The sequence below is a fragment of the Micromonospora foliorum genome (genome assembly GCF_022229015.1).
GTDB classification, from domain to species: Bacteria; Actinomycetota; Actinomycetes; order Mycobacteriales; family Micromonosporaceae; genus Micromonospora; species Micromonospora foliorum.
In genome coordinates this window covers 1-11,078 of sequence record NZ_JAKKFF010000469.1, presented here as the reverse complement: position 1 = coordinate 11,078, position 11,078 = coordinate 1, and the positions used below count along the sequence as shown (strand labels likewise).

Sequence of the window (11,078 nt, the reverse complement as noted above, 5' to 3'; positions counted from 1 at the left end):
CACGGCCGGCACCTCCTTGGGCGCGTCCGAATCGTCGTCGAAGGCCGAGCCCTGGCCACCGCCGAGCAGCGCGGCGGCACCCCCACCGACCGGCCGCTGCCGGGGCGCGTCCGACCCGGCAAGGGCAGCCGGGGTACGCGGCTCCAGCCCGCGACCCGACGAGCCGAGCGGGCGGTCCAGGGAGGCGAGCAGCGCGTCCCGGCCGGCCCGGATCGGATCGCGGCCAGGGCGCGGGTGCTCGGACGCGGCAGGCAACCCGTGCCCGCCACGACTCGGCTCGCCACGCGACGGACCGGGCAGGGCGTGCCCGGTCCGTTCCGGTGCCGGCTCCTGGCCGAGGATCGGCGTGGGCCGCTCGGCGCACAGGTACTGCGCCATGTCGTCGTGCGGCGTGACCACCTGCCGGGCCTTGTCCATGTCCCAGATGGCCTGCGCGGTGGCCTTGCCGGACGGCCAGGTGGCGATGATCCGCCAGGTGCCGTCGTCGCGCCGGTAGGCGTCCCAGGAGATCTTCTCGGTGTCGATGCCGTGCTGACTCAGCCGACCGTTGACCACCTCGGCGAGCGGGGTGGGCTTCTCCGCACCCTTGAGGCGGGTGCGACGGGCGTGCTGGGCGAGCATCGCCCGCTCCTGGAGCACCGGGCCGGCATAGCGCAGCACCCGGTCGACCGGCACCCCGGCGATGCGGGCGACATCCTCGGCGGACTCACCGGAGCGGATGCGGGCCTGGATGTCCCGGGGGGACAGTGAGGGAATCGGATCGACGGTGGTCGGTGCCACCGCGAGCGGCGGGGCACCCGGCTCGGGGTGCATCACGCCGGCGATGCGTTCGTCGATCGGCAGGGCGAGGAGTCGCCCCACCTCGTCGGCGAGCACCAGGGCCTGGCCGTCCTCGGAGAGGGCGACGAAGCGTACTGGGCGCATAGCGTTGCCTCCGTCCCGCTTCGCTGACCGCACGCCACGAGTCGGCCACCCAGGCGTCTCGGACCACCGTACGCGCATCTGCCTCAGGGTGGGGGAAGCGACACCCCGCATGTCGTGACTGAGCTGCGGCGATGATCACGGTCGGTGTCCGTGGAGGCCCCAACGGACACCGACCGTGACGAACGTCAGAGTCGCTCGACCACGTAGTCGATGGACGCGGTCAGCGCCTCGACATCGGCCGGCTCGACGGCCGGGAACAGCGCCACCCGCAGCTGGTTGCGACCGAGCTTGCGGTAGGGCTCGGTGTCCACGATGCCGTTGGCGCGCAGCGCCTTGGCGATCGCCGTGGCGTCCACCCCGTCGGCGAAGTCGATGGTGGCGACCACGTTGGAGCGCAGCGCCGGGTCGGTGACGAACGGGGTGGCCACGCTGGACCGCTCGGCCCAGCCGTAGACCGCGGCGGCGCTCTCGGCGGTGCGCTTCGCCGCCCAGGCCAGACCGCCCTGCGCGTTCATCCAGTCGGTCTGCTCGGCGGCCAGGAAGATGGTGGCCAGCGCCGGCGTGTTGTAGGTCTGCTCCAGCCGCGAGTTGTCGATCGCGGTGACCAGGTCGAGGAAGGCGGGGATGTAGCGCCCGGACGCCTTGATCTCGGCGGCCCGGTCCAGTGCGGCCGGCGACATCAGGGCCAGCCAGAGACCGCCGTCGGAGCCGAAGCACTTCTGCGGGGCGAAGTAGTAGACGTCGGTCTCGCCGACGTTGACCTCCAGGCCACCCGCGCCGGAGGTCGCGTCGACAAGCAGCAGCGCGCCCTCGTCGGCCCCGGCCACCCGGCTGATCGGGACGGCCACACCGGTCGAGGTCTCGTTCTGCGGCGTCGCGTACGCGTCCACGCCGGACTCGGCGACCAGCGCCGGCGCGCTGCCCGCGTCGGCCTTGCGGACGGTCGGCTCACCCAGGAACGGAGCGTCCTTGACCGACTTGGCGAACTTGGCGCCGAACTCGCCGAAGCTGGCGAACTGGGCCCGGTCGCGAATCAGGCCGAAGGTGGCGACCTCCCAGAACGCGGTGGTGCCACCGTTGCCGATCACCACCTCGTAGCCCTCGGGCAGCGAGAAGAACTCGGCGATGCCGGAGCGCAGCCGGGCCACCTGGTCACGGACCGTCTTCTGCCGGTGCGAGGTGCCGAGATAGGTGGTCGCGACCTCGGCGAGAGCGGACACCGCCGCCGGGCGGACCTTGGACGGGCCGCAGCCGAAACGTCCGTCGGCGGGCTTGATCTCATCGGGAATCCGGATGATCGGTGCGTCAGCCACGGTCTTGAAGATCCTTCCGCAAGGGCGAGGGCGGGCCCGGCGACACTGCCGGCCCTCATCCTCGCACCCGGGCCGGACGGCGATGGGCGGGGTCCCGGCGGTCGGTCTGAGTCCTTCGCCACAGTCGGCTCCGGTCACCGACGAGAAGGGCCCCTCCTCGACGCCCGGCGTCGAGGAGGGGCCCTTGCCTACCGCTCAGACGCCGTGCGGGATGGCCGCCCAGCCCTCGACCTCGGACGGCTTGCGGGACTCCGGGCCCATGTAGCGGGCGGACGGACGGACCAGCCGCTGCAGGCGCTTCTGCTCCAGGATGTGCGCGCTCCAGCCACCCATCCGTGCGCAGGTGAACATCGAGGTGAACATGTGCGCCGGCACCTCGGCGAAGTCGAGTACGACGGCCGACCAGAACTCGACGTTGGTGGCCAGCACCCGGTCCGGGCGGCGGGCCTGAAGCTCGGCGAGGGCCGCCTTCTCCAGCGCCTCGGCGATCTCGAAGCGCGGCGCGCCCAGTTCCTTGGCCGTGCGCCGGAGCACGCGGGCGCGCGGGTCCTCGGCACGGTAGACACGGTGGCCGAAGCCCATCAACCGCTCGCCGCGGTCGAGGACGCCCTTGACGTAGCCCTCCGCGTCGCCGCTGCGCTCCACCGCCTCCAGCATGCTGAGCACCCGGGACGGGGCGCCGCCGTGCAGCGGGCCGGAGAGGGCGCCGATGCCCGACGAGATGCAGGCCGCCGCGTCCGCCCCGGTGGAGGCGACGATGCGAGCGGTGAAGGTGGACGCGTTCAGGCCGTGCTCGGCGGCCGAGATGAAGTACGCGTCGACGGCCTTGACGTGCCGTGGGTCGGGCTCGCCGCGCCAGCGCTTCATGAACCGCTCGACGATGGTCTGCGCCTTGTCGATCTCCTTCTGTGGCACCGCCGGCAGGCCGAGGCCGCGGGCGGACTGGGCGACGAAGGAGAGCGCGGTCACCGACACCCGGGCGAGATCCTCCCGGGCCCGCTCGTCGGAGATGTCCAGCAGTTGGTTGAGCCCCCAGTACGGGGCCAGCATGGCGACCGCGGACTGCACGTCGACGCGGATGTCACCGGAGTGCACCGGCACCGGGAACGGCTCCGCCGGCGGCAGGCCCGGCCCGAACCGGCCGTCGACCAGCAGTGCCCACACGTTGCCGAACGACACCTGGCCGATCAGATCCTCGATGTCGACTCCGCGATAGCGCAGCGCGCCGCCCTCACGGTCAGGTTCGGCGATCTCGGTCTCGAAGGCGACGACGCCCTCCAGCCCGGGTTTGAAATCGGCCATGTCGCTCTCCTGGATCTGGTCGGTGCGCCCGATCGCTCATCCGGCCCGATCGGCCGAGCGCCTTAGGCGACCCTCAGGGATGTGTTCGGAACATACTGCCTGCTGAGTAAGGGATACGCGACCCGCTGCGACTGTGCTGCACGCGACATCCCCGGGCGCGCATTCTCCGCCCCGCTCAGTGAGACTGGGGCAGGGCGGGCTGGTCAGCGCGGGAGGGTGCTGGCGGGGCCCCCGAGAAGGAGTGGGCACGTGACGGGCGACACACCCGCCCCGGCCGCGATGCGTAACGAGTACGCCGCGGACCTGGGCCTGACCGAGGCTGACCTGGCCGTCGACTGGCACACCCAGTTCGACAGGTGGTTCGCCGACGCGGTGGCCTTCGGGCTACCCGAACCGAACGCCATGGTGGTGGGCACCGCCGACCCGGCCGGCCGGCCGAGCGGGCGGACGGTGCTGCTGAAGGGGTACGACCCGGAGGGCTTCGTCTTCTTCACCAACCACCTGTCGCGCAAGGGCGTCGAGGCGACCGCCAACCCGTACGCCAGTCTGGTCTTTCCGTGGTTTCCCATGCAGCGGCAGGTGGTGGTCGCCGGGCGGGTCGCGCACGTCGACCGCGCGACGAGCGAGGCGTACTTCGCCAGCCGGCCGCGCGGCTCCCAACTGGGCGCCTGGGCCAGCCCACAGTCCCAGGTCGTGTCGGGCCGGGCGGCGCTGGAGCAGCGGTACCAGGAGGCGGCCGAGCGGTTCGCCGACCAGGCCGAGATCCCGACCCCGTCGCACTGGGGCGGGCTGCGGGTCCAGCCCGAGTCGGTGGAGTTCTGGCAGGGTCGGGCCGGCCGGTTGCACGACCGGCTCCGCTTCCGTCGCCGGGACGAGGGTGACTGGATCGTCGAGCGGCTGGCGCCGTGACGGGTGTGCAGGAGACCCGGCCGCGCGCAGCGCGCCGCTGGGCGATCGACGTGCGGCCGCTGCGGGTCCCGGCCTACCGCCGGCTCTGGCTCGGCAACACCGTGGCGATGTTCGGCTTCCAGTTCACCGCCGTCGCGGTGCCGGTGGAGATGTACGCCCTGACCCGGGACTCGTTCTGGGTGGGCCTGCTGGGGGTCGCTGCCTTCGTACCGTTGCTGGTCTTCGGGCTCTGGGGCGGCGCGGTCGCCGACGCCCGCGACCGGCGTGCGGTGCTGCTCGGCGGCTCATTGTTGCTCTGGGCATCCACCCTCGGTCTGCTGGTCCAGGCGCTGCTGAACGTGGGCAGTCCCGTGCTGCTGCTGGCGTTGATGGCGTTGCAGTCGGTGGCCTTCGCGATCAGCTCGCCGGCCCGCAGCGCCATGCTGCCCCGGCTGGTGCCGGAAGACCTGGTGGCGTCCGCCACCACCCTGAACTACACGACCTTCACCGCCGCCTCGGTCGCCGGCCCGCTCGCCGCCGGCCTCATCCTCTCCGCGTCGCCGGACACCACGGTGGTCCTGCCGATCGCGTACGGGTTGGACGCGGTGCTGTTCACCGCGATGCTCTGGGCCGCGCTGCGGCTGCCCTCGCTCCCGCCCGAGCCCACCGAAGACGGCCAGGCCCGACGTGCCGGCCTGGCCAGCGTCGTCGACGGGTTCCGCTACCTGGCCACCACCCCGGTACTGATGCTGTCCTTCGGGGTGGACCTGATCGCGATGATCCTCGCCATGCCACGGGCCCTCTTTCCGGAGATCGCGCACGAGCGGTTCGGCGGCGGTGGCGCGGTCGGTCTGCTCTACAGCGCCATCGCGATCGGCTCGATGATCGGTGGGCTGACCTCCGGCTGGATCGGCCGGCTCCGCCGGCAGGGGCTCGGCCTGGTGCTCGCGGTGGTCGGCTGGGGCCTGGCGATCGCCGCGGCGGGCCTGGCCCACCAGCTCTGGCTGATGGTCGTGCTGCTGGCCGTGGCCGGCGCCGCCGACCTGATCAGCGCGGTGCTGCGTCAGTCGATGCTGCTGGTCTACGCACCGGACCGGATGCGCGGCCGGCTCCAGGGCGTCAACACGGTCGTGGTGGCGGGTGGCCCACGCCTGGGTGACCTGCGCGCCGGCACCATGGCCGCCGGGTTCGGCGGCGGGGTGGCCTGGGTGGCCGGTGGGCTCGCCTCGGCGGTGCTCGTGGTGGTGCTCGCGGTCGCGTTCCCCGCGCTGCTGCGCTACCGGGCGGCGACGGCGTCGAGCGACGACCGGACCTGACCGGTTAGGGTCGCCGGCATGGAAAGCCCCGATCAGCGCCCGTTCTCCGGCGCCCAGTGGACCATCTCTGCCGCCGGTCACGAGGCCGTCATCGTGGAGGTCGGCGGTGGGCTCCGGACGTACCGGCACGACGGTGTCGACCTGCTCGACGGGTACCAGACCGACGAGGTCTGCCCCGGTTGCACCGGGCAGGTGCTGGCACCCTGGCCGAACCGGATCCGCGACGGTCGCTACCCGTTCGGTGGGCGGACGCACCAGCTCGCACTGACCGAGCCGGACCGGCACGTGGCCATCCACGGGCTGGTCAACTGGGCGCCGTGGCAGCTGCTGGAGCAGTCGGCGGACGCCGTGACGGTCGGCTACGACCTGCCGCCGCAGCCCGGCTACCCGTGGCCGCTGCGGCTGCGCAGCCGCTGGAGCGTCGACGCGGACGGGCTGCGTGCCGAGCACGAGGTGGCGAACATCGGCGAGGAGTTGGCACCGTTCGGCTTCTCCGTGCACCCGTACCTGCAACTGCCGGGTGTCGCGGTGGACGACCTGGTGCTGCGGCTGCCCACCCGGAGCCGGGTGCTGGTGGACGGTCGGCTGCTGCCGGTGGGGGTGACCCCGGTGGCCGGCACCGAGTACGACTGGACCAGCCCCCGCCGGATCGGCGCGGCCGTCCTGGACTCCTGCTTCGGCGACGTGATCCGGGACGCCGACGGCGGTTCGTCGGTGAGCCTCTCCGCGCCGGACGGTGCGGCCGGGGTGAGCATCTGGGCGGATGCCGAGTTCGGCTGGTGGCAGGTGTTCACCGGGGACGCCCTCACCGGCGAGCGGCACCGCCGCTCGGTGGCGGTCGAGCCGATGACCTGCCCACCGGACGCGTTCCGGTCGGGCAAGGATCTGCTCACCCTCAAGCCCGGCACGACCTGGCGGGGTGCCTGGGGCATCCGCCCCGGAGCCTGATGGAGTTCGCCGAGGTCGTCCGCCGTCGGCGGATGGTGCGCAACTACGACCCGGACCGCCCGGTCCCGCCCGACGTGGTGGACCGGCTGCTCGACCACGCGGTCCGCGCGCCGTCGGCCGGCTTCGCCCAGGGCTGGGGCTTCCTGGTCGTGGAGGAGCCGGCCGACCGGGAACGGTTCTGGGCCGCCACCACCCCCGACGGCGGTGGACGGGAGCGCTGGCTCGCGGGCATGCGCCGAGCACCCCTGATCGTGGTGCCGCACGCCAACGAGTCGGCCTACCTGCGGCGGTACGCGGAACCCGACAAGGGCTGGACGGATCAGTCCACGGACCGGTGGCCGGTGCCGTACTGGCACGTGGACGCCGGCTTCGCGGCGTTGCTGATGTTGCTCACCGCCGTGGACGAGGGGCTGGGCGCGTGCTTCTTCGGCATTCCGCCGCAGCGGCTGGCCGCCTACCGGGACGCGTTCGGCGTGCCGACGGAGTATCAACCCATCGGTGCCGTCACAATCGGTTACCGGGCGGCCGACCATCGGTCACCATCGTTGCGCCGTGGGCGTCGCCCGATGGACGAGGTCGTACGGCGCGGCCGGTGGAACTGAGGCCGACGTCCCGTTCGTCCGGTTGAAGAACGGACGAGCGATAGCGAAACTGACATCAGGGAGCAGAACGCAGCGTGCGCTGGGCGGCTAGGCTGGCACGGTCATCGGTGCCGCGCCGCGCGGTGCCCGCCGCGGCCCGGCTCGGCGCCGTCGGTCGGCCCGGCCACGGGGAGGGGAGCGTGCCGTCGTGATCTTCAGAGCGGTCCGGGACGGGCGTCCCTATCCGGAGCACAATCTGACGCTCAAGCAGTGGGCGGAGATCCCGCCGCGGCCACTGCGCCTGGATCAGATGATCACCACCAAGCGCGAGTTGGCGCTGGACAAACTGCTCGCCGAGGATTCCACCTTCTACGGTGACCTCTTCCCGCACGTTGTGCAGTGGAACGGCGGGCTCTACCTGGAGGACGGGCTGCACCGGGCGCTGCGCGCCGCCCTGCAGCAACGCAACCAGATCCACGCGCGGGTGCTGGTGCTCTCCGAGCCCATCGAGTGACGAGCCCTTCTGTCGCCCGCTGAGTCTTCGTTAGGGTGGCGTCCATGACCGCTCCGCTGGACCTGCTCGACCTGGACCCGTCGCTCAGCGAGGAGGAGCGGCAGATCCGTGACGTCGTCCGCCAGCTCGTCGACGACCGGGTGCGGCCACACGTCGCCGACTGGTACGAGGACGGCCGGGCGCCCGCCCGGGAGCTGGCCCGGGAGTTCGGCAAGCTCGGTCTGCTCGGCATGCACCTGACCGGCTACGGCTGCGCCGGCGCCTCCGCCGTCGCCTACGGGCTGGCCTGCCAGGAGCTGGAAGCCGGCGACTCCGGCCTCCGCTCCCTGGTCTCCGTGCAGGGATCGCTCGCCATGTACGCCATCTGGCGCTACGGCAGCGAGGAGCAGAAGCAACGCTGGCTGCCGCCTATGGCCACCGGTGAGGCGATCGGCTGCTTCGGCCTGACCGAGCCGGACCACGGCTCCGACCCCGCCTCGATGGCCACCCGGGCGCGCCGCGACGGCGACGACTGGCTGCTCACCGGCGGGAAAATGTGGATCACCAACGCCCCGATCGCGGACGTCGCGGTGATCTGGGCGCGCACCGACGACGGCGTGCGGGGTTTCGCCGTACCAATGGACACGCCCGGCGTCACGGCCCGGGAGATCCGCCGCAAGATGTCGCTGCGCGCGTCGGTGACCGGCGAGATCGTGCTCGACGACGTCCGGCTCCCGGCCGACGCCCAACTGCCCGAGGCGGTCGGGCTCAAGGCGCCGCTGAGCTGCCTCACCGAGGCCCGCTACGGCATCGTCTGGGGCGCGGTCGGCGCGGCCCGCGACTGCCTGGAGACCACCCTGGCGTACGCGACCACCCGCACCCAGTTCGGTCGCCCGCTGGCCGGGTTCCAGCTCACCCAGGCGAAGCTCGCCGACATGGCCGTCGAGTTGGTGAAGGGGCAACTGCTCGCGCTGCACCTGGGCCGGCTCGCCGACGCCCGGCGGCTGCGGCCCGAGCAGGTCAGCGTGGGCAAACTGAACAACGTGCGGGAAGCCCTGGCCATCGCCCGGCAGTGCCGCACCATCCTCGGCGCCAACGGCGTCTCCGGCGAATACCCGGTCATGCGGCACGCCAACAACCTGGAGAGCGTGCTGACGTACGAGGGCACCTCCGAAATCCACCAACTGGTCGTCGGGCAGCGGCTCACCGGGCTCTCGGCGTTCGCCTGACCTGCTCCTTTGTCGCTTCCTGGCGCTCGCCGCGCGACTGTCGTAACGGGGCCGTACCGTCATTGACAGACGACGTGTCTGACGAGGACGGTGAGGGTGATGGCCCGCGACGCTGGCAGCAACGAGCCCACGAGGGAGTTCCCCGGTTACCCGACCGGTGACGATCTCAAGGCGCGGTCGAGCGCGACACCCGAGTGGAGCACGGACACGCCGGGTGACCCCGGTGGGCCTGCTGGTCCCGCTGGTCCCGCTGCTCCTGGTGGCCCCGGCGGGCCGGGTGGCCCGACGAGCGGTGGCGACGGCCCCGGCGGTGGCGGTGGCGGTGGGGCGGCCCGCGGGCTGCTTCTGCTGCTCGGCGCCGCCGCGCTGGCCGTGGTCGTGCTGCTCGGCATCCAGGCGACCGGCATCCTGCCGGAGTTCCGCAACCCGTTCGCCAAGGAGCAGACCGACCGCAGTCAGCCACCGCTGCTGAAGTCGATCCAGGACCTCAGCCGCTACGTGGCCGCCGAAGGCAACTTCCAGGTCGTGGTCGACACGCAGAACGACCGGCGCAACGTTCCGGACTTCCTGCTCAACGAGCGCACCCTGTTCGTCGGGGCCGGCAGCGTCGAGGCGTACGTCGACTTCACCAAGATCGGTGAGGGTGCCGTCGTCCAGTCCGCCGACGGCAAGTCCGTCGAGATCAAGCTGCCCGCACCGCAGCTCGGCGAGACCAACCTCGACATGGAGAAGAGCTACGTCTTCGCCGAGCAGCGCGGTCTGCTCAACCGACTCGGTGACCTGGTCGGCAACGACCCCAACCGGCAGCAGCAGGTCTACCAGCTCGCCGAGGACCGGATCACCGCCGCCGCGCGGGACAGCGGGCTCTCCGCCCGAGCCGAGGAGAACACCCGCAAGATGCTGGAGGGGCTGCTCCGCTCCCTCGGCTACCAGCAGATCACGGTCACCTACATAGCCGCCTGACCTGCCCCCCCCGTACGCCGAAGCGCCCGCACCGACTCTCGTCGGAGCGGGCGCTTCCGTCTTGCCCCTCGATTCCCGTGCTGCCCCTTTGCCCTCGGCACCGTCTGGGCAGTGCGCACCCTCGGCCCTGTTGCACGTCGTTGTGTTGTCGATGAGCCCTCGGCGGAGCCCGGCGCCTGGGGGAGCCCAGCGCCTGGGGGGAGCCGGACGAGAGGGCCTGTGCGCGCGGATGGGGCGAGGAACGGCAGCCAAGGGTCCGGAGGCCCTCCGCGTAGGCGCGCGGCTGGTTCGCCGGATATGAGGCATCGCCGTGGCGGCGGACCGAGCAACCTTGGACAGTTTCCGTTAGCAGCTGACGGAAACTGTCCAAGATCTGCGATTACGTCAGGTGCGCGGGGCGGGTCAGTGTCCGGTGGAGGCGAGGTAGCGGTCCTCGTTCGGCATCAGCACCCACAGGATCAGGTAGACGATCACCTGCGTGCCGGGCAGCAGCAGCGACAGCAGGAACAGCAGCCGGACCATTCCGGCCGACATGCCGAACCGCCGCCCGAGACCGGCGCAGACACCGGCGATCATGCGCCCCTCGCGGGGCCGGACCAGTTTGCGACTCATCGTCGTACTCCCACTCTGCGGCGGTGCGCCGCGTCTGCAATCCACGGTAGAAAGGGATGGCCACCTCGCCCTCGGTCCCGAGGAGGAGCGGCAACCCGTGGACCCGTAGGTGCTTTACCCGGGCCACCCCCCGCTGACGCCTCCCAGAACCCCCGCCCGTCGGCCCGCGCCGCCTGCCGACCCCACTCGCCCCCGGCCCGCCCGCGCCCCCGCACCCGTACCCGCGCGCCAACGTCCGCGCCCGCGCCCACCCGCCCACACTCGCCCACCCACGCCCCCGCCCGCCGCCTACCTTCCGGTCTTCCGCGTCCGCGGCAGGTAGATCGGAAGAGGACACCGCTGAAACCCACTCACCTGGGCCCATCCCGTAAGGCGTCGTCTGCCTTACAAAAAAAAACAACAAGCGCACAACTTGCATAGCTCGCACCTCCACGAGTAACAACAATAACTCCATTTGCATGCTAACTGTGCGCACTACGCATGTCCAACGCTTGTGGATATATACTTCC

General features: G+C 71.8%; 11 protein-coding genes. 7 read left to right on the top strand and 4 right to left on the bottom strand.

Annotation, left to right across the window (positions count from 1 at the left end; translation table 11 throughout):
• The 3 genes from sepH to PSH25_RS28290 all read right to left on the bottom strand — a co-directional run.
• Positions 1-924, bottom strand: a 924-nt coding sequence (gene sepH / locus PSH25_RS28300; protein ID WP_238661940.1) for a septation protein SepH, incomplete at its 3' end; no start/stop codon positions are given.
• 185 nt (positions 925-1,109) lie between these two features.
• Positions 1,110-2,237 carry a phosphoserine transaminase gene (gene serC / locus PSH25_RS28295; RefSeq protein ID WP_238661939.1) on the bottom strand — a complete coding sequence of 376 codons (1,128 nt, stop codon included), beginning with the start codon at positions 2,235-2,237 and terminating at the stop codon, positions 1,110-1,112.
• Positions 2,238-2,432: 195 nt separating this feature from the next.
• Positions 2,433-3,539, bottom strand: a complete 1,107-nt coding sequence (locus PSH25_RS28290) for a citrate synthase 2 (protein ID WP_238661938.1) — start codon at positions 3,537-3,539, stop codon at positions 2,433-2,435.
• Between the two features lie 279 nt (positions 3,540-3,818).
• Here PSH25_RS28290 and pdxH point away from each other — a divergent pair, with 279 nt between their 5' ends.
• The 7 genes from pdxH (at position 3,819) to PSH25_RS28255 (ending at position 9,957) form a co-directional block, all read left to right on the top strand.
• Positions 3,819-4,448: a pyridoxamine 5'-phosphate oxidase gene (gene pdxH / locus PSH25_RS28285; RefSeq protein WP_238661941.1), complete on the top strand. Its 630-nt coding sequence runs from the start codon at positions 3,819-3,821 to the stop codon at positions 4,446-4,448.
• Positions 4,445-5,743, top strand: a complete 1,299-nt coding sequence (locus PSH25_RS28280) for an MFS transporter (protein ID WP_238661937.1) — start codon at positions 4,445-4,447, stop codon at positions 5,741-5,743. Before pdxH ends, PSH25_RS28280 begins: the two co-directional genes overlap by 4 nt.
• Positions 5,744-5,761: 18 nt before the next feature.
• On the top strand, positions 5,762-6,691 hold the full coding sequence (locus PSH25_RS28275) for an aldose 1-epimerase family protein (RefSeq protein WP_238661936.1): 930 nt from the start codon (positions 5,762-5,764) through the stop codon (positions 6,689-6,691).
• Positions 6,691-7,293, top strand: coding sequence for a nitroreductase family protein (locus PSH25_RS28270; protein WP_238661935.1), 603 nt, complete (start codon positions 6,691-6,693; stop codon positions 7,291-7,293). Before PSH25_RS28275 ends, PSH25_RS28270 begins: the two co-directional genes overlap by 1 nt.
• A gap of 187 nt (positions 7,294-7,480) precedes the next feature.
• Positions 7,481-7,786, top strand: coding sequence for a type II toxin-antitoxin system VapB family antitoxin (locus PSH25_RS28265; protein ID WP_030329612.1), 306 nt, complete (start codon positions 7,481-7,483; stop codon positions 7,784-7,786).
• Between the two features lie 44 nt (positions 7,787-7,830).
• Positions 7,831-8,994: an acyl-CoA dehydrogenase family protein gene (locus PSH25_RS28260; protein ID WP_238661934.1), complete on the top strand. Its 1,164-nt coding sequence runs from the start codon at positions 7,831-7,833 to the stop codon at positions 8,992-8,994.
• A 99-nt stretch (positions 8,995-9,093) separates the two neighbouring features.
• Positions 9,094-9,957, top strand: a complete 864-nt coding sequence (locus tag PSH25_RS28255; protein ID WP_238661933.1) for a DUF4230 domain-containing protein — start codon at positions 9,094-9,096, stop codon at positions 9,955-9,957.
• A gap of 402 nt (positions 9,958-10,359) precedes the next feature.
• Here PSH25_RS28255 and PSH25_RS28250 read toward each other — a convergent pair whose 3' ends face one another.
• Positions 10,360-10,569, bottom strand: a complete 210-nt coding sequence (locus PSH25_RS28250) for a PspC domain-containing protein (RefSeq protein WP_030486383.1) — start codon at positions 10,567-10,569, stop codon at positions 10,360-10,362.
• Between the last annotated feature and the right edge of the window lie 509 nt (positions 10,570-11,078).

Bases quoted from the DNA above. Each gene is read 5' to 3' on its own strand.
- PSH25_RS28290 (WP_238661938.1), bottom strand. From the start codon at position 3,539: ATGGCCGATTTCAAACCCGGGCTGGAGGGCGTCGTCGCCTTCGAGACC.
- pdxH (WP_238661941.1), top strand. From the start codon at position 3,819: ATGCGTAACGAGTACGCCGCGGACCTGGGCCTGACCGAGGCTGACCTG.
- PSH25_RS28275 (WP_238661936.1), top strand. From the start codon at position 5,762: ATGGAAAGCCCCGATCAGCGCCCGTTCTCCGGCGCCCAGTGGACCATC.
- PSH25_RS28270 (WP_238661935.1), top strand. From the start codon at position 6,691: ATGGAGTTCGCCGAGGTCGTCCGCCGTCGGCGGATGGTGCGCAACTAC.
- PSH25_RS28260 (WP_238661934.1), top strand. From the start codon at position 7,831: ATGACCGCTCCGCTGGACCTGCTCGACCTGGACCCGTCGCTCAGCGAG.
- PSH25_RS28255 (WP_238661933.1), top strand. From the start codon at position 9,094: ATGGCCCGCGACGCTGGCAGCAACGAGCCCACGAGGGAGTTCCCCGGT.
- PSH25_RS28250 (WP_030486383.1), bottom strand. From the start codon at position 10,569: ATGAGTCGCAAACTGGTCCGGCCCCGCGAGGGGCGCATGATCGCCGGT.